The organism is Bacterioplanoides sp. (assembly GCF_965219715.1).
GTDB lineage: Bacteria > Pseudomonadota > Gammaproteobacteria > Pseudomonadales > Oceanobacteraceae > Bacterioplanoides.
The window spans coordinates 3319394-3344943 of the sequence record NZ_OZ244785.1 but is presented as its reverse complement, the minus strand read 5'-3'; the positions used below and the strand labels follow the sequence as shown (position 1 = coordinate 3344943).

The window sequence follows — 25550 nt, the reverse complement described above, 5'->3', positions numbered from 1 at the left end:
AGCAACCTGATGCTGTGGGTGAAAGCCTTCCATATTATTGCGGTAGTGACCTGGTTCGCTGCTATTTTTTATCTGCCTCGCTTATTTGTTTATCACGCCAGCGCTGACGACAGCGCGTCTCAGGAACGCTTCAAAATTATGGAGCGCAAACTGTATCGCGGCATTATGATGCCTTCGATGGTGGTTGTGGTGGCGCTGGGTGTTTGGCTGCTGAGTTTTAATCCGTCTTACTATTTTTCCAGCGGCTGGATGCACGCCAAACTGACGGCCGTTGTACTGCTGCTGGTTTACCACTTTTATTGTGGTCATCTGGTGAAGGTCTTCCGTGATGATTTAAACCAACGCTCCCACGTGTTTTATCGCTGGTTTAACGAAGTACCGGTATTTTTGCTGGTGTTTATTGTCATCATGGTGGTGGTGCGACCGTTTTAACCGCCAAAGATTTCACAGGGCACATTTGCCTGAAATTTATTGCTGACACGACGTGAATACGTCCCTGTAGTCTCGGCTGCCGCTTCCCTGCGGCAGACGGTCATCAACAAACTTCAGACAATATGCCCCACAGAACACCGATAATTTATTAAATCGCTGTAAAAATTTTTAAGGAGCCGGGTACAGATTGTTTTTCGAAAGCAGCGACAGGATGTCGCGGTAGCGCGGCAGGGCCATGGATGGCCCTTCGGCGCGGTGGCAGAAAAATTATCTTTATCCGGCTCCAAACGTTATCTGAAAAATGAACCGAGAAATTTATGTCCTACTCCATCTCACAATCTGAACACCTTTTTGAACAAGCTCAGAAACACATCCCGGGTGGAGTGAACTCTCCGGTACGTGCCTTTAAAGGTGTGGGCGGAACTCCAATCTTCTTCGATCACGCCAAAGGCGCTTATGTTCACGATGCCGATGGCAATAAATACATCGACTACGTTGGTTCATGGGGACCGATGATTCTGGGTCACAGCGCTCCGGAAATCATCGAAGCGGTTCAGGCACAAATGGTTAATGGCCTGAGCTTCGGTGCGCCAACCGGTATTGAAACCACCATGGCAGGTGAAGTCTGCAAACTGATTCCATCCATGGACATGGTACGTATGGTGAACTCCGGTACCGAAGCCACCATGAGTGCGATTCGTTTAGCCCGTGGTTTTACCGGTCGCGATAAGCTGGTGAAATTCGAAGGCTGTTATCACGGTCACGCCGACTCCCTGTTAGTAAAAGCCGGTTCCGGCATGTTAACGCTGGGGGTACCGACTTCTCCGGGCGTACCAGCGGCGGTTGCAGAAAATACCGTAACCCTGAACTACAACGACCTGGATTCAGTAAAAGAATGCTTCGCGCAAATCGGCGATCAGGTTGCCTGTGTCATCATCGAGCCGGTTGCTGGCAACATGAACTGTATTCCACCGAGCAAATCCTTCCTGCAAGGTCTTCGCGAGCTGTGTGATGTTCATGGCATCGTGTTGATTTTTGATGAAGTAATGAGTGGCTTCCGCGTATCCCTGGGCGGTGCTCAGCAGTGGTATGGCATCACTCCGGATATGACTTGTCTGGGCAAAGTGATTGGTGGCGGCCTGCCAGTGGGTGCGTTTGGTGGTAAGCGCGAAATCATGGAATACCTGGCGCCATTAGGTCCGGTTTATCAGGCAGGTACTTTGTCCGGTAACCCATTGGCCATGGCCGCAGGCCTGGCGATGTTAAAAGCCATTCAAAAGCCGGGCTTCTACGAGCAGCTGGAAGCACGCGTTAAACAAATGCTGGATGGCTTCCAGGCAGCCGCCGACAAGCATGGCATTCCGTTCACCACCAACTCAGCCGGTTCGATGTTTGGCTTGTTCTTCACCGAACTGAGCGAAGTAACCTGCTTTAAAGACGTAGCCGAGCAATGTGATGGCGAACGCTTCAACCAATTCTTCCACGGCATGCTGGAGCAAGGTGTGTATCTGGCACCAAGTTCTTTCGAAGCAGGCTTTATGTCGATCGCACACAGCGAACAAGATATTGAAGCCACCATCGCTGCGGCAGAAAAAGTGATGGCAAGCCTGAAAAGCTAACTGAGCAGGATAACTTCGTGAGCATCCATCCTTTTGTGTTACTGATCACGGCAGCGGTTTTGTTATGGCAGAACCGCTTACAGCCGGTCGATCAGGATCAACTGCCCGGCAGTGGTAATCGCGCCGCCTTGTTTGCCAGCGGTTTAATGTTTCTGCTGGCGGCGGTTCTCACCATCATCAGTGAGTTTGCACCCGACATTGCCGCCGACCAAGACTTCAACCAGTTTGTTGGCTTAATGGAACAGCTCGCGGTTTATGCCGCGCTACCACTGATGGTGATAAACGGTCTGGCCAAAGCATTGGGCTATGATTGGGATCGCGGCATCTGGGGACGCATTTTATTGGCGATTTGTGCCATGTTTGCCCTCACCCGCACCACCGAGTGGCTCGACTACTGGCTGATGCTGGTACTGGCCGCCGGCGTGATTACATTTGCGTTGCCAATTATCAAACGTCAGGACTGGAACTTCACCGCAATCGTGCTGTTCTGGCTGGCGCTGTGTATCGGCTATCTGGGGCTGGATCTGCGTTCGTCACTTGGCAGTTCCGGCCAGCACTGGAGCTGGCTGGGACTGACTTTGCTGCCTTACGTGATCTGCAGCAACCGCTGGTTATCTCTCACCGCTTCGCGATAGCAGGATGCGAATCCTGATCTACACTTTGAATAGCAATTGTCGCTTTGTGACAACGATTCAAACTCCAGGATCAGGATTTCACCGTGAGCCCTATCTATCAGAATTTCTACCGCCAGGCCGATAACTTTTTTACGGCAATTACTGCCGCTTTGTTTGTTGTATCTCTGCTGCTGGCCAGCTGGTACAACACCTGGAGTGAGGCCTTTCTGATTGGTCTGCCAGCGCTGCTGGTACCGGTCGCAATCAGCAAAGCCGCACCCTGCAGCCGCTGGTCACGAATTGCCTTTGGTATGTCGCTGATGATTTTTGCGGCGTTGCAGATTCATCAGGCACGCGGCCTGCTGGAAATGCACTTCAGCATCTTTGTACTGCTGGCGATGCTGCTGTATTACCGCGATATGCTGCCGATCCTGGCGGCTGCCGGCACCATTGCCGTGCATCATCTGCTGTTCAACTACTTACAGGAAAATGGCGCTAACGTCTGGGTATTTGAATCGCGCACGGGTATCAACATCGTTATGCTGCACGCGGTATTCGTTGTGGTTGAATCCGGTGCATTAATTTATCTGGCGCGTAAAAGCTGGGATGAGTTTCAGCAGAATGCCGAGCTGGCAGAAATTGGTGAACACATCAGTAAACAAGGCGAAGTTGACCTGACGTTTCAGGTTGAGAATCCACAAGGCCCGTTTACCCGCTCCTTTAACGAATTCTTTATGTTGATGAATGATCTGGTAAGCCAGGCCAATCAACTGTCGATGAAAATTAACGACGTTGGTGAAAACTTTTCCCGCACCACACAAACCATGAGTGAAGGCGCCAATACCCAACACAATGAAACCGACCTGATCGCAACGGCAACCACTGAAATGACCGCCTCCATGAGTGAAATTAACAACCACTCGCGCCAGGCGGCCGAAGCGGCCCAACAAGCCAACGACGTCTCCATCGAAAGTGAAAAAGGCATCAGTGCTGCACGCAACACCATTGAAGATCTGGCCAACAACATTGATCGCGCGAACGAGGTTATCCAGAACCTCGACAGCGAGAGCAACAACATCGGCTCAGTACTGTCGGTGATTCAGGGCATCGCAGAACAAACCAACCTGCTGGCATTAAATGCAGCCATTGAGGCAGCCCGCGCCGGTGAGCAAGGTCGTGGCTTTGCCGTGGTGGCAGACGAAGTGAGAACCCTGGCGTCACGTACCCATGAAAGTACCGAAGAAATTCAGCGTATGATTGAGCGCCTGCAGAAAGGCTCAAGCGAAGCCGTTGGCGCTATGGATACCAGCAAATCCGGCGTACACTCCAGTGTCGAACAAATCACTCTGACCAGTGAGCGATTGGCGTCCATGAAACAGGCCGTCAGCGATATTTATCAGATGAACCAGCAGATTGCTCACGCACTGGAAGAACAGAACTCAGCCATTGGTGAAGTAAACGGCAACCTCAGCACCATTCGCGATATCAGTGAAACCACCACCGAACAAGCCAGCGATGCCAATCGCAGCGCGGGTCAGCTGGTGACCATGGCGTCGGATCTGCGTGGCCTGCTGACTCAGTTCCGGGTCTGATTCCTCAATTCAGGACGTTGAGACAGACCCGAGCGGATCTACCGGGTAGCACGATTCCGTGCTTCCCGGGCCTTTTTCCCCTTCCCCTGCGCATCCAGCGCATCCGCTAACAACCAATCCAAACGTCGCGTCAGATTCTGATCCCGGCTGGAAAACACCTTCGCTCGCAACAACAACTGCTCCGCCTGACTTGCCTGACCCAGGCGCAGGTTCACCCAGGCCTGACGATACAACACCGCGGCATTTCTCGGCTGAATCTGACGAGCCTGATCGAGGTATTTCAGAGCTTTACGCCACTGATGTTTTTGTCGCGCCTGCTCCGCCTGATGAAACAAAGCCGCAATCGCCGGGTGATGATTGCCCTGCTCCAGTGATGCCAGCACCAGAGACTGGCGATTCACCGAACCACTGCGGGTTGGCGTGGGTTTGGCCTGATGGCTGACATCCGGCAATGACGCCGAGCTGACTTCATAATCGTCCGGTTGTTTCGGTGGCGCAGAACAGGCGCTGATCGCCGCAGCCAGCAGACACATCAGTAAGGGTTTAAACGCAGAAACAGCAGGCAGAGAGTAATTACCAATCAAGTGAATAACCTTATTAATAAAGTGGTCAAATCATGACTTGTCTCAAGTCCGGATTCAGATCGTAGCGTAATGATGAAGGGTGAAATAAAAAAATAAAGTACAGGATGACATCATGACCACGCGACACCCATTTACCGCCCTCATTAGCTTGATCATAACGCTGCTGTTCGCCGTTCATCAGGCGGCAGCGGATCATGTTGCTCCCGGCGATCAGCTCATCGCCACCTCCGGCTTTGCCAGCCTGGCGATTCAGTTACCGCAACATTTTTATCGCGGCATCAGCGACGCGGCCGATTTTGAAAAGCCCGCCGCTGCAAACAAAGTGGAACTGTTAAACAGCGCCGAAGCTGCTTTTAAGCAGGCCGATATTCAGCATCAGATTGCCCTGGCGGTCTCCCGCGCTCTGAGCGAACAGGATATTCAGCAGTTGATGCTGTGGTATCAATCTCCGACCGGAAAAAAGATCAGCCAGGCGCAGGCCCATGCCGCCAGTGAAGAAGGTTTTTCCGCCATGATGGCTCAGGTGAATGATTTACTCGATCAGGAGCAGCTGCTGGAACTGGCGCAAGTGATGGATAAACAACTCAACTTTGTTGAATTTATCGTCGACCTGCAGGAATACCAGGCATTTGCGGAATACTCAGCGGTTCGCAGTTTTCGCCAGCAGGCGCTGAATATCGATGGCTTTAATGAGCGTATGAAGCGTCGCCGCAACGAAATGAAATTTAACGCAGAACAGCTGGTGATGATTTCTCTGGCTTATGCCTTCCGTAATGTCAGTGCTGCCGACATCCAGGCGTATGAACACTTTCTGCAACAACCACTGACTCAGCTGTATTTAAAAGCCGCCATGCGTGGTCTGGAAGTGGGCAAACAACAGATGGTGAAACACTGGCTGGATAATGTTGATCTGCACATTGCGTCAGAATAACCAATCCAGCCAGCCGGACTTTTCCTGCTCCAGCTGTTGCGAGGTTTCCGGTGCACGACAACCATTGCGCTGCACCTGAACCCGCTCACCAATAAAGGGATACAACTTACCGGAACAACCGTCCTGCAGCTGATTGCCCTGCTTATCCACCGGCAACCAGACCAGTCCGCTGTCCACCTGTAATGGCTGTACACCAATCTGTTTAAAGGTATTCAGCCAGATCGGTAGCGCGGCACTGCTGCCAGCAAACGGCATTGGTTTGTTGTCATCGCGGCCAACCCACACCACACCGAGATAACGGTTATCAAACCCCGCCAACCAGGCATCACGCTGATCATCACTGGTGCCGGTTTTCGCAGCCAGTGGTCCACCCAGTTCTTTATCCAGACGTTTGGCAGTACCGCGCAATGCCACCTGCTCCATGCCGTATCTCAGCCAGGAGATTTTTTGTGGATCAAAGCGTTGTTCACCTTCAATCGCGTACGAAGACAATGTACTGCCACGAGCGGTGGTAACCGCTTCGATGGTACGTAACGGCGTGGCAAACCCCTGGGAAGCAATGGTCTGATACATACTCGCTACCTCCAGCGGCGAGGCATCCACTGCGCCCAGCAGAATCGATGGATATGGCGGAATTTCTTTTTTCAGACCCAGTTGCTGAAAGGTATTCACCACATTTTCCAGACCCACTTTCATGCCCAGTCTTGCGGTTGCCTGGTTAAGCGAACGCGCCAGCGCATCGGCCATCGGCAAGGTGCCATGACTTTTGCGATCGTAGTTTTTTGGTTGCCACAGCTGATCACCCGGACCGGCGACACTTACTTTGGCATCACTTACCGGACTGCCCCAGTGATACTGGCCAGAATTCAGTGCGGTTAAATACACCGCCGGTTTCGCCAGCGAGCCAATCGAGCGTTGCATACTGACCGCACGGTTATAGCCGAAGAATTCGGTGCGTCGCGAACCTAATAACGCCCGCACCTCACCACCATCCACACTGGTGATCACGGCGGCAGTTTCCAGCTCACCTTTTTGTTTTGGCTGCCAGCGCTCAAGGTTATTCAGATGTTGTAATGCCGCTTTTTCCAGCGAGTGTTGTACCCAAGGATCAAGCGTGGTGAAAATCCGCAAACCTTCGTTCTGCAGATCTTCCAAACGGTAATCACGCTGCAATTGTTTTTTCGCCAGTTCCAGAAACGCCGGATACTCACGCTGCCCGGCACGGCGCGAATTGGCCGTCTGCAATGGCTGCCCCTGGGCCAGAATGCGTTGTTTATCCGAGATCAGGCCGTTTTCAGCCATCAGCCCCAGAATTAAATCGCGACGTTCACGGGCACGATTCGGATTACGCTTCGGGTTGTAATAAGACGCACCTTTTACCAGACCAACCAGCGTGGCAATTTCCGGCAGATTTAATTCACGTACCGATTTGCCGAAATAAAAACGCGCTGCCAAACCAAAACCGTGAATCGCCCGACGCCCGGCCTGGCCCAAATACACTTCGTTTAAATACGCCTGCAGGATTTCTTCTTTGGAATAATGCAGTTCCAGCAGTAACGCCATTAACGCTTCCTGCGCTTTACGCGTCAGCGTACGTTCGCTGGTTAAAAAGAAGTTTTTGATCAACTGCTGAGTCAGAGTAGAACCCCCCTGAACAAAGCCACCGGCACGCACGTTAGCTACCATTGCCCGGGCAATGCCCCGGAAGGAAACACCCCAGTGTTCAAAGAAGGCTTTATCTTCGGTCACAATTAACGCGGCAATTAATGCTGGCGGTACCTCATCCAGAGTGACCAGCTCGCGGTCTTCATTATGGGCCGGGAAAATCCCGCCGATATATTGTGGCTCAAGGCGCATCAGCGGAATCTTATCGCCCGTCATTGAGCGAATTTGTTCAACCTGCTGATCGTCAAACTCAACCCGAACGTGTTGCGACGGCTGCGAGCCATCCCAGAACGGAAACGCACGGCGGTGAATAATCCAGTCATCACCACGGCGGGCATAAGTGCCCGGCACCGCAGCATCCGTCGATTGCTTGTAATCCGCCCAGTTTAATTCCGCTAATAGCTGGCCTTTATTCAGTTCTAATCCGGGATACAACGCCAGTGGTCGGGCGTATACCTTGGCCGGAAGATTCCACTTTTTACCATCAAACTGTGCGCGAACCTGGGCATCGAGATACACCATATAAGCCGCCAGGCCGACCATACCAATCAAGCTTAACCGCCAGAACCAGCGCCAGAATGAAAAAGGTTGCTTAGCGAATTTACGCTGGGGTGTTTTCGATTTTGCCGGTGATTTTCGCTGTCCTGCGGCTTTCTTTGCCGAGGATTTCTTCGCTGCGGTTTTCTTCCCGGCATTAGAGCGGCCAGTTGAGTTCGACGAAGGCTTGGATGGGGCTTTAGCCATAGGCTGACGTTTGATCCGGATCTGAAATAAAAGAACCCGGATCATAGCATCAGACTGACGTACATCTATGAAAATCACGCGCGACAGGCTTAAATTAGAAAGATCTGACTCAGTAACACAATGGATGCTTATGCTGCCTCAAGCCCTTTCCGATCTCTGGCAAACCCAACAAACCCAGCTCACCGATATTGGTGCACGTTTTGGCCTCGATTGGCCCGGACTGTGGGGCGAGTTGTCGGAAACTCAGCAGCAACAGGCGCAGCGAGTACTCACCTTAAGTTCATTTGTGGTCGAGTCACTGCCAAAAGACGCGGCTTTTTTTACTGAAATTATTCGCAGTGATGCCATCAGTCAGCCACTGAGCCGGGCTCAGATCAGCGCCTGGCTGGATGAACTGGCCAGCGAAGCCAACAGCGACGACACCCCTAATTCGAAAAAAGAAGAACTGTGGCACGTAGCGCTGCGTAAATTACGCCGCCGTGCCATGGTGCAGATTATCTGGCGCGATCAGCTGCGCTTGGCCTCCACCATGCAAACCACCCGTGCGTTGTCGGATCTGGCGGATGAATGTGTGTCGCGCTCCATCGATTTTATTGGCCAGTTACTGCAACAACGCCACGGCGCTCCTGTCGGAAAAACCAGCGGCGAAGAACAACAGCTGCACGTACTCGGCATGGGCAAACTGGGCGCCTATGAATTAAACCTGAGTTCCGATATCGACCTGATTTTTACTTATCCACAAAGCGGCGATACCGCTGGCCCGAAAGTTATCACCAATCAGGAATACTTTATTAAGCTCGGTCAGAAACTGATTCTGGCACTGGATAAAACCACCATCGACGGCTTTGTGTTCCGCACTGATATGCGCCTGCGGCCTTATGGTCAGAGTGGCCCACTGGTGATGAACTTTGCCTCGATGGAAGAGTATTACCAGGATCAGGGCCGTGACTGGGAAAGGTACGCCATGGTCAAAGCCCGGGTAATGACGGGTGAAAATAACGAGCACGCCCAGGAACTGTTAAAAATTCTGCGTCCATTTACCTACCGCGCTTACATCGATTACAGCGCGTTTGAATCGTTACGTTCGATGAAGGCCATGATCAACGCCGAAGTACGTCGTCGTGGGTTAGAGATGAACGTCAAACTCGGCCCGGGTGGTATTCGTGAAGTTGAATTTATCGTGCAGGCATTCCAGTTAATTCGTGGTGGCCAGGACGATCAGCTGCAGACCCGTGAATTATTAAAAGTGCTAGATATTCTTGCCGCCGATGGCTATTTGCCAGCTGGCGCCTGCGATGAGCTGAAAAAAGCCTATGTGTTCCTGCGTGATAGCGAACACGCGATTCAGGCATTAAACGATGAACAAACTCAGCAACTGCCGGACGATGAGATTAATCAGCTGCGGGTTGCCTGGTCGCTTGGGTTTGATAACTGGCCGGATTATGTCGCCGCTCTGGATGCTCACCGTGAGAAAGTGAAATTCCACTTTTCTCAGATTGTGGCCGCCGAAGAAGATGACGAACAATCCCAACAGGAAGAACATACCTGGCTGGATTTATGGCACGGCGAATTGCACGGCAGTGCCGAAGAAGAGTTTTTACAGCAGCACCCTTGCGTCAATTCCGATGCGGTTCGTGAACGCTTAAGCAAATTCCGCGATTCCAAAGCCGTCGCCATGATGCAGCAAATTGGTCGCGAACGCCTTGATGCCTTAATGCCACTGCTATTAAAAGAGCTGTGGTCGAATAAAGATCCGGTCGACACCTTAGAGCGTGTTATTCCTCTGCTGGAAGCGGTATTACGTCGAACTGCGTACCTGGTGTTATTAAAAGAAAATCCACAGGCGTTAACTCAGCTGGTTAAGTTGTGTGGCGCGTCGGTTTGGGTGGCGGAATATATTGCCAAAACACCGCTGCTGCTGGACGAATTATTGGTTCCGGAAAGCCTGTATCGTCTGCCAGAGAAAAAAGAGCTGGCGGAAGAATTAGATCTGCGTTTATTACGCATCGACGAAGACGATCTTGAACAACAGATGGAACAGCTGCGTCAGTTTGTGCGCGCGCATAAATTACGTGCGGCGGCATGTGAAGTGATGGACGCTCTGCCGTTAATGAAGGTCAGTGATTATCTGACTTATTTAGCGGAAGTGGTTGTGAATAAAGTCATGTGGCTGTCGTGGCAACAGATGGTCGCCAAATACGGTTATCCAACCAATGCTGATAAAGAGCCGGTGACCGAGCCGGAATTTGCCGTGATTGGTTATGGCAAAGTCGGCGGTTTAGAGCTGAGTTACAGCTCGGATCTGGATCTGGTTTTCTTACACAGCTCTACGCCAAACCGTTATACCAATGGTGATCGCAGCCAGGATAACGGCGTGTTTTATACCCGTATGGGTCAGCGCATGATTCATATTATGACCACACAAACCCGCTCCGGAGATTTGTACGAAGTGGATATGCGCCTGCGTCCGTCCGGTAACTCCGGCATGATTGTGGCGTCGATGAAAGCCTTTGATGAATATCAGCAGAAACACGCCTGGACCTGGGAGCATCAGGCGCTGGTTCGTGCCCGTGCGGTGTGTGGCAGTGACGATACTATTAATCAGTATCAGGAAATTCGTCAGCAGATTTTATCCCAGCCTCGCGAACTGGAAACGCTGAAAAAAGACGTACGGGAAATGCGTCAGAAAATGCGTGACCATTTGGGTGAAGAAGCCAAAGACTCGAAAAACGAAGGTAAATACCATCTGAAGCAGGATAAAGGTGGCATCGTTGATATCGAATTTATTGTGCAGTACGGCGTACTGGCGAATGTGCAGCAGCATCCTTCATTACTGACTTATACCGATAATATGCGTGTGCTGGATGGCTTTGCTGAAACCGGTTTAATGGCAGTGGAAGATACTGAGAAGCTGCAGGGGATTTATCTGAATTACCGGGCGGAGTCGCACCGTCGTGCATTGCAGAAAGAGAAATTGGTGCTGGATGTGGATGCTCAGCAACAGTTGAATATTGCTGAGCAGAAGGCGGAAGTGATTCGTTTATGGGATAAGTGGCTGGAGTGATCCGGATACATAATTTCAATCAAAGGCTTACCTTCATAATTAGCAGAGTTTAAATGATATAAACTCTGCTTAATCGAATTAATCCAATACTAAATAATCCCAAAGTCCTTTGAAAGCGAAGCCATTAAGTTTTTGTTTGCTTTTATTAATGAGGATTTATCATAGCCTCCAACAAAGAAATCTCTATAACATTCTTCCCAGTTACTTAGAATTTTATAGCGATCAACCTCAGCACGAATCCCAGCATCCAACCCATGTCCTCTATATGTCTTGAAGCAAACATCCATAAATGTTTCATAGGTAGCAATTGTACTCTGAGACCAATACGGCTTAGTAGTATGAATTTTTTTATCAACGATACGCTTAGATTCTAAAACCCTTACAGGAGTTAATTCCTTCCAATTTCCAACTCTCAGAATATAAGAGTATATATTATTTATTTCGTCTTGAACTTCAGAGTATATATCAGCCCTTTTTTCAATAATTGAATGATCCATTTGAAGTCTACTTTTAACATTTTCCAGGCTCCGGTTTAGCCACCAACCTGTTAATAGAATTACAATCAAGGGCATGAATGCAGACAAAACTGGTGCAAATTCTATAAGAAATTTTACAACCTTTCCATAATCCATAAAGATTTCCTCTAGGCAGTTTTAGTGATAGAAACGGGTAACAGCCTTTCTATTACTTTTATTTTATATGCTTACGCACCAACGTTATGCACAACTCCAATGCTTTTATCTGTGGGGTCAAAGCTCACACCAGACTGAAGTAGTATCTTGTATCCGTTGTCATAAAAAGCAGGAGGGAACAATGAGTGAACACCCACTGTATGACCATTACCTAACCAATCAAAAGCTTTCTCAAGTGGAATTCGAACGATACCTCTTATTTGCTTTCCGTAATCCAAAGGACGGCCTGAGCTGCTTCCTTTACAGCGAAATAATAATCCATGTTGAGCATGCGGTCTTAGGAAGTACGACGGGGCAGCAACTCTCAAATCAACCAGTTCAGTGTTAGGACCATTCCAATATCCAGGTTTATCTTTTCTTCTCTTATCTAAGTCTGTGCCGACTAAGTATACATATGCATATTTATTTGAATCACTCGGGATTCTTTTTTGAAAATGGAGAAAATGACCATCTCTAGTTGACTTTGTCTCATAACAAGCAAACCAAAGAGCTACCCAAATATTATCGACTAGATCAAGCCATGTCGTTTTCAAGCCATAGTGTTGAAGTAGAGGTTCCGCTGCATAACCACCAAATTTTGAGAACGCAGAACAAGAATTACGATACTCTTCAATTTTTTTGTTTAGCCTTTTTTCACGACTGTACTTTGCTCCGTCTGTATCAATACCACGATACAAAGCAGGTCGAAGCTCATCATAAAAATTGCTTTGGCCTCTGAAGTAGATTCCTTCACGAGTATTATGCTTAAGGTAGCCTGCCGCCATTATCAGTGCATGAGACTCCTCTACATCAAGTATTTTAATTCCTCGATGTTCAATCCAAGTTGAACCTACTATATTTATCTTTTCAAATCCCACTCGACTACCTTGAAATATAACAGTTAATTTTTGTGCATTATTGACGCTAATAACACGACCCTTGGTTCACCTTAAAAATCAACCCATTCGCATCTAGAATTTTCATCAAGCCATGTCGCCACAGCCAAATCCTTAAACATTAAACAGGCTTTATTCTTCCCTCGCATATGGACAGTGGTACTTTCCACCTGTCTCTAGTATGACTTTGACGACTTTCAAGCTTCCGCACTTGTTACAAATCATTCTCATCGATGTTTTGTGTGATGTTTTTTGATATCGATTTGAGCCCGGAGCGAAGTGTTGCGCTTATACTATTGGATGGAACATACCTTGCGGAAATCACACTACTTTTTATGTATTCAGGGTGGTTAGTTATGATGTTGAGGTAGTTATTCAATAGTTCCGGGCGAGTACTCTTTCTTTTCAAATGACCTTTCAGTTTCTCATAGAATGCTTCTATTTCACTTTTTTCATCCTTAGTCTCGTCATCATTTAAGGCTACATAGAGAACCTCTGCTAATTTAGGAATCTTCCAATTCAACTCAGATATTAGAGACCTTATTTGGTCTTGTAACTCTTCTGTTTCCACTGTCCCTGTTTGTCCCTGTTCGAGTGTTAAATTCATTTTTCCCATGTGGGATCAATTGAATTTAAGGATTATATTATGAATAAATACCTATCAGGCTTATCTATTTTTAGTAACGCTGGCGGAAACCCTCCAAATGGACCTAGTACAACAGGTAATCCATCAGGTGGCGGCAGGGGTAACAACCCTCCTAAGCGCAAGTAGCTAATTACACGCTTTAGCTCTGGAGTCAAAGGCCTTGAGAAAGGCCTTTTCGTTTAACTTATAGCGAACATATGATATTTCATTCATTGTCTCTTCCAATGCACATAGGCACACATCTCTTCTTTTTCCGTGAACCCTAAAACTTACTGGTTCTTGGTAAGAATTAGTGCACGCATTCAGTATCTCGGCCTCGACAGCGAGGGGATATCTATTGTCAGTGATGGCGTAATCAATGAACTGACTTCCGCCATAAGCCAAAATTGCAGCTAAGCCCGCCGCTTTAAGTGGTTTTTTAACTGTGAATTTTTCGATGAGACTCGAGCAGGTTTTACAATGAAACTTAACCGTTGCTTCTATATTTGCTTTATCTCCGCAACTACATAAATTATCCATTCTTATCAACTTTCCTTAATAACCTATATCAGCTTACTCGTACCTTTTCCGAACATCTCAATGAAATGTTTTTTTGAGTTTTACGAGAACCTAACTGATTTCATTCTGAAACCTTCCCTAGCAAAACAACCTCCTTCCAGATACGTGTATGCACTCTATCTATACGACCAAATCAATCGACCCAGCCAATAATTGCTAAATTATCATTAAGCTATGTAGCGGACAAGCCACAGCCAAATCCCAGACACAAAAAAGGCGGCTATCAAGCCGCCTTACTCAAGTGCTAACCAAGCACCAAACGCTATACATCAAACCATCAAGCATCAAATGGGCTTTGCTCTTCCCACGCATGTGGACGCTGGTAGTTCTCACCCTGCTCCAGCATAGCTTTGATATTTTCCAGGTTCAGACGAAACACTCGCTCACCTTCATGCTGGCTCACCCAAAAGATAAAGCGTTCAAACACGCTGTACTTAGTGTAATCATCCAGGTCACCTTCGAAGGTTAAACGCGTCTGGCCATTGCCCAGATCTTCGTACTTCTGGTAAGCGGTAAACTGAAACTTCTCGAATAAATCCCAGCTGGTGTTCGAGACGTTATAAGTACGCAGCGTACGCTCGGTATACGGCTCAGACGACAGAGTACGCTCATCCCAGAAGAAGCCTTCTTCGTTCTCGTTACGGAAGCAGCGACGCAACGCACCAATCTGACCTTCCGGAACCGGTGAGCTTGCCATCGGCGAGATATGATCAAAAATCACCGACCAGCCTTTGGCGTTACGGTTATCCGATAAGAAATCCCACACCTCTTTTACCGGTGCGTTAATAACAACACTGTAACTGGTCACAACATGACGTTGTGCCTGGGCAACCAGAATAACAATTAATAAAACCAGGGCGGCTGAAACACCAAGAATTGCCTTTTTCACTTTGTGCGCTCCTTTACTGCAAGTCAGGAATGAGTGGTGAGTATTTATTTATAGGGCGCGCATATTCTGATCTTTTAACGGCACAATCAAGCGCTATTGTCCTGAAACGAACTTAACTTTGTTAAGCACATAATCTGGCCTGAATGGATATTGCCAGATGGCGTCAAACTGATTTCACTGGAGGCTGAAATATTTCGCTAAAAGCCATCCGTCGGCCACCAGCAGGGACAGAACCGTATGCGGCTCAGATTCACCGTTATAACAACAATAAAAACGACATTACTGCTTACCGCTTTAACCGCCATGACCGGTTGCTCTGCCATTCAGAAAGTCGCCGATACCAATCTGGGTACCGGCTACACCGCCCACGAGTTGTGCTCGCGGCTGTTTATCAGCGGTGAAGATGAACAGGTCATTCTTGAGCGAGTGGTAAAACCAAAGGTATTTCCGCTGCAATATGTGTGGAATCTGGATATCGATAAACAACAGAAAGTGGTCTCCGTATCCGCGCCGTTTTTTAGAGGCCTGAATCAGGCGACGGCGGTTTATCGTCCGCATATCGGTTGCACCTTGTTGTCGGAAAAAACCACTGAAGAATTGCGTACAGATACGCTCAAGCCTGTAGCAATCAGGCAAATCGAAATAACAACGGCTAAACCCTTTCAGCTCAATTCAGAACATAATCAGCTCACACCATATTTTCAGCGTTTTTATCAGGAAGATTCTGACGACCCGGCGGAACAAATTCATACCTTTACCACCGCTGCGTTATTAAACGGTGAATTAATTCATGAGCAATACGCCCAGGGCCATCACGGTGAGATGAAAATGCTGAGCTGGTCGATGGCGAAAACCATCACGGCTTTATTAATCGGTATATTGATCGATGAAGGTAAACTCTCATTGGAGCAAGCCATTGCCAATACATCCGATGATAAAGGCCAGATTCAGCTACAACATGTATTACAGATGAGTTCCGGGCTTGAATGGCGCGAAGGTTATAAAGGGTCGTCGGACGTGTCGTATATGTTGTACGAACACGGCAACACCGCGAACTACGTTGAAGGCCGACCACAGCAATATCCACCCGGCAAACATTTCCAATATTCCACTGGTGATACTCAGTTGTTGGCCGAAGTTATCCGTCAAACTTTGCCTCATACCTCAAACCGGACGTTAGATTCGGATCAACAGGGCCTGTACGACTTTTATCAGCAACGGTTGTTTAAACCCTTGGGGATTAACGCTGTGGTCGAGCACGATGAAAGCGGTGGCTTTATTGGTGGTGCCCGTATGTTTATGACCACTCACGACTGGCTCAAAATCGGTCAGCTGATTCTGCAACAGGGGCAATGGACCGTTCAAGGAGAAAGCCAACAACTGGTATCGCCTGAATGGATACACTGGATCAGCCAGCCTTCACCCGCCAAAGACTATTACGGCGGCCAGTTATGGCTCGCTAATATGGAAACCGATATCGCTGGTATTCCCGATGATGCCGTGTTCCTGCGCGGTCATCTGGGGCAAATCGTGGCGGTGATACCATCGCGACAGTTGGTATTGGTTCGCCTTGGTGCTCAGGGTAACAAGGTCACGCCCAGCGCCTTTATTGAACGCTTCCTGCAGGATCTGGCTGAGCTGATCAGCGCCATTGATGTCAGACATTCGGCTAACAACTAACACCACAAAACCCCGACGAATGGGCGCTGCACTGGCGAATCGGCGTCAGTCGCCCCATGTTCCGGGGAAAATCCGCCACATCATCGAAGAAAGACGAGCGATCATCGCAAAAATAAGGGATAATCCCGAGTCCATAAATTCAGACCGCCGTCGCTTCCACCACCCATTGAACGCCGGTGACATATATGATGTCGGATTTATGCGGTATCGGGTGTGTTGGCTTGATCACATCCCTACCTTGCACTGGCGCAGTCACAACCCTCGACTGAGTGCCTCTGCCGTTGTGGCCTGATAAGTTCACAAGACTGTCAGACCCTCCAGGAAACCGACCTGGCCTATCGCGTTGAAACTCATAAACGCACACCGCAAAAACAAGATGTACGATTGAAGCGTTTTGCCGCTTCAGTTTGGCTTTGACAGATTATTGAGTAGGGCAGCCCATTCAGGCTCCCATCTGAGGTTAGGAATAAAAATGGCCGCATTTGGAACAGTTTTCATGCCGAAAATGGCACTGGCAACTTTCGAAGATAATTCCTGGACTGCATCAAGCATCGTCCCTTCCGACAAATTAGAATTTCATCCGGGCGCTCACGTCTTACATTATTCGAGCACCTGTTTTGAGGGTTTAAAAGCCTTTAAACACGAAGACGGCAGCGTCAACGTTTTCCGTATGGATGCCAATATCGATCGTATGGCCCAGAGCAGCGAACTGCTGTATCTGCCGGAAATCGATAAAGTCCAGCTGGGTCAGATGATTAAAGACATCGTTGCGCTGTACGCCGACGAAGTGCCGGCACCTCCGGGCTCTATGTACATTCGCCCGACTCATATCGGTACCGAAGCGGCGATTGGTAAAGCGGCTGCACCGTCTGAATCTTCCATGATGTACGTGCTGATCTCTCCGGTAGGCGATTACTTTAAGAGTGGTGCTAAGCCATTACGTCTGCTGTTAGAAGAAGACGGCATGCGTTGTGCGCCACACATGGGCATGATCAAAAGCGGCGGTAACTACGCCAGTGCATTAGGCCCGATTCTGCAGGCGCGTAAAGAACACAACGCTGACCAGATTCTGTTCTGCCCGAACGGCGACGTACAGGAAACCGGCGCGGCGAACTTTATTCTGATCGACGGCAACGAGATCATCACCAAAGCGTTAGACAGCAGCTTCTTACACGGCATCACCCGTGATTCGATTCTGACGCTGGCACGCGATATGGGTATGACCGTCAGCGAGCGCAACTTCACCGTTGATGAGCTGATCGAACGTGCCAAGAAGCCAGGCACCGAAGCAGCACTGTCCGGTACCGCTGCGGTATTAACCTCAGTCGGAACTCTGATTCACAATGGCGAAGAAATTACCGTCGGTTCTGGTGAGCCGGGTGAAACCACTCAGAAACTGCGTCAGGCACTGAATGATATTCAGTGGGGCAAAGCTGAAGATAAGTTTGGTTGGTTGCAGAAGGTTTAGCGGCAAGCAAACTTTGGAGAGGCGCCCGCCTCTCCTGTTTCACTTAAACTATTTACTTGCGCAATCCGGTGAAAAATCTGAAATAGATAAGTCCGATGTTTCGTAGATGAAATGGTAAGGAGTGTTATTATCTGCATCTTCGTAGTTAATCATGCCACGCTCAATCAACCGGCTATTTTCTATCGAATACTGACGAGACGAACTACTCCCGAATACTCGAAATTCATAGTTATCACCACCCTTTGAAACCAAAGAACCCGATAAAATTACATAACAATTATCTCCCTGATCAAACGAATCTCCTTTGTAATCATAAATTGTCAGCCTTCCTTCCTGAATATGCAGATACCGTTCATCACCCGTGCCTTTATAGCCGGTTGCTTCAAACTCGCCTCCAGCCAGCGACCATAGCCCCTGTATCTGTTTATTATCCGAAGTGTCCGATTTACTACTACCGGAACCTCCGCCACCACAACCAATAAGTGTTATCACAGTTAACGTCAGCAATACAGCCTTATTCATATCCGCCTCCAGGCATTCAGTTAATTTTCCCGGATATTAACAAGCGCAATGGCGTACACAGCTTTTGACAAGGTTGTCGGATTGATATGTCCGATTGACGAAAGAAAATCCGATATTTAAAATCATTCTTTCTTATTAAAAAGATCAACTGCGCCAAAGGGATTTGTATGAACGTATATCCGCAGAACTTCAGTAAGCGTATTGTTGTTTGTGTTAGTGGCCTCTCTCCACAAGTAATCACAGAAACTCTTTACGCACTCGTCACTTCTTCGAACTACCTGCCGACAGAACTTCATGTAATCACGACACAGATCGGTAAACAGCGTATTCAGCACCAATTAATAGAAGAAGGCTGGTATCAAAAACTGACTCAGGAACTTGGTTATAAACTCCCAGAGATAACATCAGGCAATATTCATCTCATCGATACCGACGATAAAGTGGTTGTAAGTGATGTAATGTCAGATGAAGAAACCCGGGCCAGCGCAGACGACATTACACGCATCATTCAACAACTCACCGCCGATGAAGACAGCTCAGTCGTCGTTTCCATTACTGGAGGGCGTAAAACCATGGGGTTTTACCTGGGCCATGCCCTGTCATTGTTTGGTCGGGCACAAGACCGATTGACTCACGTCATGGTTGATTCAGATTTCGAGCACAACAATGCCTTCTTTTTCCCGACAAAAGAGAGTAAGGCCATTTATGCGAACAGTAATGACAAACGGGAGCTGGATTGCAAAGACGCCAAAGTGAACTTAGTTGATATCCCTTTTGTTCGCTTGCGCCATGGGCTGCCATTGGAGCTGCTAGAAAAAGACGATATTTCTTATAGCTCACTGGTAAAAGCTGCACAGAAGAACTTCAAAGAACCAGAAGTTACTCTGCTCACCGCAACCAATGAACTAATCATCGACAACCAAAAAATTCAATTGCAACCTCAGTTATTTGCCTGGTATCACTGGTTTGCAACAGAAAGAAAAGAATTCTTCGACACGCAAAATAAAGGTTTCATTTGCCCTGAACAAGACAACAATCTAGGGGAACGACTATTAGAAAGCTATGAAATCATTGCCGATGAGTCCGATCATGGATATATCACGGCAAAACAGGTTTTTGATAGCAAAGGCGGTATGCCCGGAGACTATTTTGTGACCAAAATTGCAAATGTTAAAAAACATCTGAAACGGTTATTACAGGTACGCGCTGAACCATATCTGATTGCCAGAGAATCTAAAACCAAGCCCTCGAAATATGGCCTGAAAATAGATCCGGAAAGGATACATATTATTTATGACGAGGATCAGTATGAGTAATTTATCATCTTTTCAGAACTCCCCAGGTAAAAGTCTGTTAACACTGCCGATTTTTACCCTGCCAGACAATTCTGTAAACCGCTGGACTTCGAACTCCATTGAGCGCCTTAAGGATGACCTTAAAGATCTGGAAAGCGTGCCTCTTATAATAGAGGACGTATTTCTGGCAGACGAACAAAGACGTTATAGTGCAGAGCAGATAAACGACCGGCTGTATCCACTGATTGAATATTTTCTTATCAAATTTCGAGCTCTGCATGACCACCTGAGTGACATAGTTCTCGGTTGCTCACGATTAAAACACCAACACAGACAGCCACTTGAAGGAAGTTTTCCAACGCTTTATGCGGCTCTGAAAAACAGGCAGAACGAAAGAAATCGTACGGTTAACCCCAGAAGTTATATGGACCCGGAAGCGGTTAAATTGATTACCCGGATTCAGGAAAAATATCTGAACGGTTTTAATCGCATGCGCAATCACATCATACATGATGCCGCCAATGTGACAGTTACTAAAATCAATCAGTATCAGATACTTTTCTACCTGGAAAACTCCGTCACCGAAGATGAGTACCAAACCTTTCCTCATTACGTTGATAAAACCGAGAAGAACAGAATCAATTTTCGCAGCATGTACGAGAGTGAAATGCGACATCTGGTTACAACCCTGAACACACTGTACGACGTCGTTAAAAAACACGCCAAGCTAAATGGAGCTGGATAAAAATGGGCGAGACAATATTTATTAAAGTAGAAGCCATTAATATCTACAATCACGTATTTGATACAAACCAGCTAAGTATCATCCGGGGTGGTAGCTTATTATTAAAAGCCGCTATTGATGACATTGCTCGTGAAGAGGAAATATCTTTAAAACTGGAGCCGATTTCAACCGGTGCTTCCGTGGGTATATTTCGTTTAAAAAATGCCAATATTAATAAGGATGAAGCCACAAAGAAGATTACAGACTACCTGAATAATCACCCTGATTATAAAAATTTCACTTTTGTTGTATCCGCCACGGATACAGAGGATTATTTAACCGCAAAAGAAGAGTTGATTGCACTGGGTCGCTTACAACAAATGTGGCAAATCAGTAGCTCTACAGACAAACACGAATACTCATCCAATAATAGTCAATATTCCACCTTCAGTGGCTCTCGTCTTTGCCACAAAAGCCAAAAAATTGCCGATACTGAGCAGCTATTCTCGGCTTTGGATTGGCTCAGGCATGAACAAGGCCGAACGCTCAGATCCGAGCTCTACCAGCAAGAGCTTGCTGCGCTTAACAAAGAACAACCTGAACAGGAAAATATCGAAGAAATTTCCAAACTCAATTTCACTCAAGATTTGCAAAGTCTGGCGGCCAGTCATCGCTATCGTAATTTAAACGATAAAATCGCCGTGATTTATCTGGATGGCAACAGTTTCAGTAAAAAGCAAAATCATTTTATTCGATCGCGCATGCAAGAGGGCACCCCTGAGCAAACGAAAGACAAATCCGAGCAAGAGAAAGACAAATCCGAGCAAGCGATTGACGCTCAGAAAGAATTTGATACAGCCATAAAAACCTATCGTCAGAGTTTTCTCTACGAACTGCTGTCCATATATCAGAAAGAATCAGGAACAGAGCAGGAAATCGACTATTTCTATATCCGCGACAACTCAAAATACGCCAGATTAGAAATTTTATTGTGGGGTGGCGATGAAATAATTCTGGTCGTACCCGCCTGGCTCGGTACAAAGGTACTGGGCCTGTTTTACGAGTGCAGCCAGGAGTGGAAACTACCCGGGAGCGATAAAAACGACAAGGACAACCTCTTAACCCACGCTGGGGGCATAGTATTCACTCAGGCTAAAACACCCATCGCCAAAATTCGTAAATTGGCCATGGACCTAGCCGACGCAATCAAAGAGTCAGGCCCGGAAGGCCGCACAGACAACTACTTTGATTATTTAACCCTGGAATCCGTTGATTACCCCACGGAATCTCTGAAGAATTATTTTCGCCATACCTATGGCCCCGAGCTTGCTGAACAGCGGGGATATCTGGCGGCGAGCCAGCTCAGCAATCTGCAGGGCTACCAGCCACTTCTGGCTGAGCTGCCCCGCAGTCAGGTATATCGTCATGTCCAATGTCTGCTTCAAGAGCCAAACAATCTCAAGCTCCACCAAGATTCACAACAACGACTGGAAGCTAACCTGACGGAAGCCAGCAAGGCCGCCTTACAGAATCTCTTTAAGCTTGAACAGGGCGCCCCCTGGACTTACATCCATCTGATCGAGCTATGGGATTATTTATACCCAGTCGCAGTCGAAACCAATACGCAGGGAGCCACAGCATGAATGAAAAAACACTGCATACTTTCCAATTGTCGTTACAATTACAGGCACCGATTCTCACCCAAAAATCCGGCGCACTGGCCCATGGCTATGATCAGGCCATGTGGCGCTATCAGGGCAAACCCGCGTTACCCGGCAGTTTAATTGCCGGCAATTTACGGCACGTTTTAGAAAACTTTGCGCGACTGTTGGCAGAAAAAGGCAGCGTCAATGATGATTTCAACCAGCAACGAATTGACCAATGGTTTGGCAAACCGAGTGATCACAACCACGAACCGAACACGGGTCAGCTCAACTTCGATTACGCCTGGCAATTGGATGACGACCCAGCCCAACCAGCTGAACAAAACAACAACAACAACAACAACAACAACAACAACCGCCACCGCATTGAGATCGATAAGGAAACAGGCACAGTAGCGACAGGCTCGTTAGTTGTTATAGAAAGCCCCTTCCAAACTGGAGAAACGCCAAGGTTTACAGGCGAGATTCGTGCCTTTTGCTCCCCGAAAGAAAGCACCAAAATCCTGCAGTGGTTATTAAAAGCCGCGTGTTATCTGGCGGCCATTGGCTCCCTTAAAAGTGCCGGTTTTGGCAAAATAATCGACGCAAAGTGCAGAATTAAAAAAGAGCAAGCTGTAGAAACGCCTAAGCTGGATGAAACAACTTACCGTCTACAGCTAAGTGCCGATCGGCCTTTATGCATTGCCCCCCATCGCTTACCCAACACCAACCGTTTTGAGACACTGGATTATATCCCAGGCAATATTCTCAAAGGTGCTATTGCCCACACCTTACAATCTTTAGGCCATAATTCGTTAGAAGAAATCGATTTCGATGCCTGGTCCATCAGCCATAGCTATATCTGTGAAAAAGAAAGCAAACCCGCACTCAACAAACTGGCCAGGATCATTCCTCAATCTGTGGCTTGCTACCAAAACAGCGAGGGGCCTGCTTTTATCGATTACGCTCAGTTCAATCAACCTCAAAATAATCTGCCTTTGCTGTTTCCCGATAACGACTCAAACGCTCAGAGACGTTATGCGCCAGCATTTCAGACAGATTGGAAAGACGCAGATCGTGACGCAGCAAAAATCAAGTTGGATTTATTGGTCGAACCAGATATGCAACGCACTTTAAGCCTGCATACCCGTATTAAAGCCCAAACTAATAACGCCGAAAAAAACGGCCTGTTCAGTCAGGAAGAAATCAGCCCGGTTGATAACGAGGAAAGTGTCTGGGCCTGTGATATCAATCTGAATAATGTTGATCCGGAAAAACGGACTGCCGCACAACAGGCACTGCAAACACTGGCAAAAAACGGCATCCACAATCTCGGGCGCAGTAAGGCACAACTGAGTCTCAACTTCTTGCCACGGCCAACACAACACAAGGTCGAATTACCAGCAGACCTCACACCAGACCACCGTCTGGTGATTACCTTGCTGTCAGACGGCAGCCTGTTCCGCAGACCAGATATAAGCGTCAAGGCAACCGGTGACACCCTCCACCATGACTATCAGAATTATTGGCAAACCTGTTTTGAAGCACTGGCAGACAATCCCGACCAGCGCCCTCAGTTAGAAACCTTTTTCGCCACGCAAAAAAGAGTGGGAGGGCAACACTACAATATTCGTTACCAGGCCAAGCGAACAAATGATGACCCAGGTGCCGACTGGCTCACAGAAGCTGGCAGCGTATTTGTATTTTCCCTGCCCGCAACAATCGACCGCGCAGCGCTGGCAGAACGCTTAAATACACTCATTGATGAGGGGGTACCCCCCGCGCACAACCATGACTGGCGCATTAACCCCTATATTCCAGAGCATGGATTTGGCCGCATTCAATTGGCAGTGCAGTCCGTATCACAGGAGGCACAGTCATGAAGGCATTCGCACGCATCCGCATACATTTAACCCTAACCCTGACTTCCGCCCTGCGTATATCCTCGGGGCAAGTCGCATTTCTTCCGCATCCAAAGAACGAAGAAAAAGAGATTGAATATGCCCTCGTCTATCGTGATGTGCTCGGCAAGCCTTATCTGCCTTCCACCTCATTACGTGGCCTGTTGCGCGCCGCGGCGCAGGACATCAGCGACCCGGAGCAACAGCAAACCCTGAATACACTTTTTGGCAGTGCCAATCTGGATGACAGCGGCAACCACAGCCGCATTCGTGTTTATGATGCGCGGGCGAAAACAGCCCATACCCGCATTACCACCCACAATAAAATCAACCCGATTACCGCCACCGCAGAAGATAAACTGCTGTTTAAATCCGAATCGGTAGACCCAGGCACGGCGTTCACGCTAACCATTGAATTGGATGATGTATCCGAGGCTGAAAAACTCACCATCATCGACCTGTTGTTATTATTTTCAGAGACCAACCCATTTCAATTGGGCTCAGGGGCCAATAAACGTTTGGGTGAGTTCACTCTTAATATCGATAAAATTGAAACGCTCAGCCAGGATGATGTGTATTACTGGCTGCAGCAAAAAGACTGTACTGAATTACCCTATCAACCCGCAGACCTGCCACAACAAACACACGCCACATTCAAACAACAGGGCTTGATTAAAATACCCTTTAGTCTGTATTTGAAATCCCCCCTGCTGATCGCCGCAGAGAGTGAGCGCAAAACCTCAAACAACGAAGAAGCAGACCCCATCAAATTTAAACAACGTGATGGCTACCCCTATATTCCTGCCTCGACATTATTAGGGGTTTTCCGGTCCCGTTGCCGGCATATCATCAGCTCCCTGGCATTGTCGCAACAAGAAACTGATCCCGAGCCTGCAACTGCGCTTAAGTGCCTCACCGAAACAACGGATGCATTAATCGACAGCTTGTTTGGCAACACCCAACGGAAATCTTATATCGCCATCAGCGAAGGCAGCTCTGATTTGCCCATGTCAGCCTGTACCCACAAGCAAAGTTTTAACGCCATTGATCGCTTTACCGGGGAAGTTAAAGACAGCGCCTTGTTTTTTGCAGAAGCCTGCTACGGCAATTGTTTTAACTTCAATATGCACATCAATAGCAGCGCCCTGCAAGCCCAGAACAATGGCGCCCTGTTGATCCTGTTCTACGCATTAAAAGACTTTACCGAAGGGCTGATTCCTTTGGGCTGGGGCGCCAACAAAGGCTTTGGCCAGGTACACCTGACCGCCCCAACCACCCACCAGATAGAAGCCATTGACTGGTCGGCTATGAGTCGATATCTGCAAACCCATCAGCTCGACCTTGAGCCAAAACAGCTTGAGCAATGGCAGCAACAACTGTCCGAACAGTTAACTGCAACAGAGGAAGTTTAA

The 25550-nt window shown here is 48.0% G+C and carries 21 protein-coding genes; 13 read left to right on the top strand and 8 right to left on the bottom strand.

Features of this window, described 5'->3' with window-relative positions:
* The first annotated feature begins 9 nt into the window (after nt 1-9).
* The 4 genes from hemJ to ACOQOZ_RS15615 all read left to right on the top strand — a co-directional run bounded on the left by hemJ (nt 10) and on the right by ACOQOZ_RS15615 (nt 4257).
* Nucleotides 10-432: a protoporphyrinogen oxidase HemJ gene (hemJ, locus tag ACOQOZ_RS15630; RefSeq protein ID WP_420589086.1), complete on the top strand. Its 423-nt coding sequence runs from the start codon at nt 10-12 to the stop codon at nt 430-432.
* Nucleotides 433-749: 317 nt separating this feature from the next.
* Nucleotides 750-2051 carry a glutamate-1-semialdehyde 2,1-aminomutase gene (hemL, locus tag ACOQOZ_RS15625; RefSeq protein WP_420589085.1) on the top strand — a complete coding sequence of 434 codons (1302 nt, stop codon included), beginning with the start codon at nt 750-752 and terminating at the stop codon, nt 2049-2051.
* A gap of 17 nt (nt 2052-2068) precedes the next feature.
* Nucleotides 2069-2686 (top strand): hypothetical protein, encoded by a 618-nt coding sequence (locus ACOQOZ_RS15620; protein ID WP_420589084.1) that lies wholly within the window; start codon nt 2069-2071, stop codon nt 2684-2686.
* 83 nt (nt 2687-2769) lie between these two features.
* Nucleotides 2770-4257 carry a methyl-accepting chemotaxis protein gene (locus ACOQOZ_RS15615; RefSeq protein WP_420589083.1) on the top strand — a complete coding sequence of 496 codons (1488 nt, stop codon included), beginning with the start codon at nt 2770-2772 and terminating at the stop codon, nt 4255-4257.
* 38 nt (nt 4258-4295) lie between these two features.
* On the opposite strand, the gene ACOQOZ_RS15610 is transcribed toward ACOQOZ_RS15615, so the two are convergent.
* Nucleotides 4296-4841: a tetratricopeptide repeat protein gene (locus ACOQOZ_RS15610; RefSeq protein WP_420589082.1), complete on the bottom strand. Its 546-nt coding sequence runs from the start codon at nt 4839-4841 to the stop codon at nt 4296-4298.
* A gap of 112 nt (nt 4842-4953) precedes the next feature.
* Here ACOQOZ_RS15610 and ACOQOZ_RS15605 point away from each other — a divergent pair, with 112 nt between their 5' ends.
* The gene (locus ACOQOZ_RS15605; RefSeq protein WP_420589081.1) at nt 4954-5772 is read left to right on the top strand and encodes a DUF2059 domain-containing protein; all 819 of its coding nucleotides are present in this window, start codon (nt 4954-4956) and stop codon (nt 5770-5772) included.
* Here ACOQOZ_RS15605 and mrcB read toward each other — a convergent pair.
* Nucleotides 5764-8181, bottom strand: a complete 2418-nt coding sequence (gene mrcB, locus ACOQOZ_RS15600; RefSeq protein WP_420589080.1) for a penicillin-binding protein 1B — start codon at nt 8179-8181, stop codon at nt 5764-5766. The genes ACOQOZ_RS15605 and mrcB overlap by 9 nt on opposite strands.
* A 130-nt stretch (nt 8182-8311) precedes the next feature.
* Between mrcB and glnE the strand changes: the two genes are divergently transcribed.
* A complete protein-coding gene (gene glnE, locus ACOQOZ_RS15595) occupies nt 8312-11245 on the top strand; it encodes a bifunctional [glutamate--ammonia ligase]-adenylyl-L-tyrosine phosphorylase/[glutamate--ammonia-ligase] adenylyltransferase (RefSeq protein WP_420589079.1) in 2934 nt (977 codons plus the stop codon).
* Nucleotides 11246-11334: 89 nt separating this feature from the next.
* Here the strand turns inward: glnE and ACOQOZ_RS15590 are convergent, their stop codons facing one another.
* The 5 genes from ACOQOZ_RS15590 to ACOQOZ_RS15570 form a co-directional block, all read right to left on the bottom strand.
* On the bottom strand, nt 11335-11877 hold the full coding sequence (locus tag ACOQOZ_RS15590) for a hypothetical protein (RefSeq protein WP_420589078.1): 543 nt from the start codon (nt 11875-11877) through the stop codon (nt 11335-11337).
* Nucleotides 11878-11948: 71 nt separating this feature from the next.
* Complete coding sequence (locus ACOQOZ_RS15585; RefSeq protein ID WP_420589077.1) at nt 11949-12794, bottom strand: FRG domain-containing protein; 846 nt, start codon at nt 12792-12794, stop codon at nt 11949-11951.
* A 232-nt stretch (nt 12795-13026) separates the two neighbouring features.
* A complete protein-coding gene (locus tag ACOQOZ_RS15580; protein WP_420589076.1) occupies nt 13027-13419 on the bottom strand; it encodes a hypothetical protein in 393 nt (130 codons plus the stop codon).
* 165 nt (nt 13420-13584) lie between these two features.
* Nucleotides 13585-13977: a hypothetical protein gene (locus ACOQOZ_RS15575; RefSeq protein ID WP_420589075.1), complete on the bottom strand. Its 393-nt coding sequence runs from the start codon at nt 13975-13977 to the stop codon at nt 13585-13587.
* A 316-nt stretch (nt 13978-14293) separates the two neighbouring features.
* On the bottom strand, nt 14294-14905 hold the full coding sequence (locus ACOQOZ_RS15570; RefSeq protein WP_420589074.1) for a hypothetical protein: 612 nt from the start codon (nt 14903-14905) through the stop codon (nt 14294-14296).
* A 237-nt stretch (nt 14906-15142) separates the two neighbouring features.
* Here ACOQOZ_RS15570 and ACOQOZ_RS15565 point away from each other — a divergent pair, with 237 nt between their 5' ends.
* Together ACOQOZ_RS15565 and ACOQOZ_RS15560 are read left to right on the top strand one after the other, a co-directional pair.
* Nucleotides 15143-16585: a serine hydrolase domain-containing protein gene (locus ACOQOZ_RS15565; RefSeq protein WP_420589073.1), complete on the top strand. Its 1443-nt coding sequence runs from the start codon at nt 15143-15145 to the stop codon at nt 16583-16585.
* Between the two features lie 472 nt (nt 16586-17057).
* Entirely contained in the window at nt 17058-18053 is a 996-nt protein-coding gene (locus ACOQOZ_RS15560; protein WP_420589072.1) for a branched-chain amino acid aminotransferase, read from the top strand.
* Nucleotides 18054-18101: 48 nt separating this feature from the next.
* Here ACOQOZ_RS15560 and ACOQOZ_RS15555 read toward each other — a convergent pair whose 3' ends face one another.
* Complete coding sequence (locus ACOQOZ_RS15555) at nt 18102-18575, bottom strand: hypothetical protein (protein ID WP_420589071.1); 474 nt, start codon at nt 18573-18575, stop codon at nt 18102-18104.
* 167 nt (nt 18576-18742) lie between these two features.
* Here ACOQOZ_RS15555 and csm6 point away from each other — a divergent pair, with 167 nt between their 5' ends.
* From csm6 to ACOQOZ_RS15530, 5 genes are read left to right on the top strand one after another with little or no spacing between them, the layout of a single operon-like run.
* On the top strand, nt 18743-19891 hold the full coding sequence (csm6, locus tag ACOQOZ_RS15550; protein ID WP_420589070.1) for a CRISPR-associated ring nuclease Csm6: 1149 nt from the start codon (nt 18743-18745) through the stop codon (nt 19889-19891).
* Complete coding sequence (locus ACOQOZ_RS15545; RefSeq protein ID WP_420589069.1) at nt 19884-20615, top strand: hypothetical protein; 732 nt, start codon at nt 19884-19886, stop codon at nt 20613-20615. Before csm6 ends, ACOQOZ_RS15545 begins: the two co-directional genes overlap by 8 nt.
* Nucleotides 20616-20617: 2 nt before the next feature.
* Complete coding sequence (locus ACOQOZ_RS15540; RefSeq protein ID WP_420589068.1) at nt 20618-22237, top strand: hypothetical protein; 1620 nt, start codon at nt 20618-20620, stop codon at nt 22235-22237.
* Nucleotides 22234-24120, top strand: coding sequence for an RAMP superfamily CRISPR-associated protein (locus tag ACOQOZ_RS15535; RefSeq protein WP_420589067.1), 1887 nt, complete (start codon nt 22234-22236; stop codon nt 24118-24120). The genes ACOQOZ_RS15540 and ACOQOZ_RS15535 overlap by 4 nt, the downstream gene beginning before the upstream one ends.
* The gene (locus tag ACOQOZ_RS15530; RefSeq protein WP_420589066.1) at nt 24117-25550 is read left to right on the top strand and encodes an RAMP superfamily CRISPR-associated protein; all 1434 of its coding nucleotides are present in this window, start codon (nt 24117-24119) and stop codon (nt 25548-25550) included. The genes ACOQOZ_RS15535 and ACOQOZ_RS15530 overlap by 4 nt, the downstream gene beginning before the upstream one ends.

Coding starts and splice junctions, on each gene's coding strand:
- hemJ (WP_420589086.1), top strand. CDS start 10: ATGCTGTGGGTGAAAGCCTTCCATATTATTGCGGTAGTGACCTGGTTC.
- hemL (WP_420589085.1), top strand. CDS start 750: ATGTCCTACTCCATCTCACAATCTGAACACCTTTTTGAACAAGCTCAG.
- ACOQOZ_RS15605 (WP_420589081.1), top strand. CDS start 4,954: ATGACCACGCGACACCCATTTACCGCCCTCATTAGCTTGATCATAACG.
- mrcB (WP_420589080.1), bottom strand. CDS start 8,181: ATGGCTAAAGCCCCATCCAAGCCTTCGTCGAACTCAACTGGCCGCTCT.
- glnE (WP_420589079.1), top strand. CDS start 8,312: ATGCTGCCTCAAGCCCTTTCCGATCTCTGGCAAACCCAACAAACCCAG.
- ACOQOZ_RS15590 (WP_420589078.1), bottom strand. CDS start 11,877: ATGGATTATGGAAAGGTTGTAAAATTTCTTATAGAATTTGCACCAGTT.
- ACOQOZ_RS15580 (WP_420589076.1), bottom strand. CDS start 13,419: ATGAATTTAACACTCGAACAGGGACAAACAGGGACAGTGGAAACAGAA.
- ACOQOZ_RS15575 (WP_420589075.1), bottom strand. CDS start 13,977: ATGGATAATTTATGTAGTTGCGGAGATAAAGCAAATATAGAAGCAACG.
- ACOQOZ_RS15565 (WP_420589073.1), top strand. CDS start 15,143: ATGCGGCTCAGATTCACCGTTATAACAACAATAAAAACGACATTACTG.
- ACOQOZ_RS15560 (WP_420589072.1), top strand. CDS start 17,058: ATGGCCGCATTTGGAACAGTTTTCATGCCGAAAATGGCACTGGCAACT.
- ACOQOZ_RS15555 (WP_420589071.1), bottom strand. CDS start 18,575: ATGAATAAGGCTGTATTGCTGACGTTAACTGTGATAACACTTATTGGT.
- csm6 (WP_420589070.1), top strand. CDS start 18,743: ATGAACGTATATCCGCAGAACTTCAGTAAGCGTATTGTTGTTTGTGTT.
- ACOQOZ_RS15545 (WP_420589069.1), top strand. CDS start 19,884: ATGAGTAATTTATCATCTTTTCAGAACTCCCCAGGTAAAAGTCTGTTA.
- ACOQOZ_RS15540 (WP_420589068.1), top strand. CDS start 20,618: ATGGGCGAGACAATATTTATTAAAGTAGAAGCCATTAATATCTACAAT.
- ACOQOZ_RS15535 (WP_420589067.1), top strand. CDS start 22,234: ATGAATGAAAAAACACTGCATACTTTCCAATTGTCGTTACAATTACAG.
- ACOQOZ_RS15530 (WP_420589066.1), top strand. CDS start 24,117: ATGAAGGCATTCGCACGCATCCGCATACATTTAACCCTAACCCTGACT.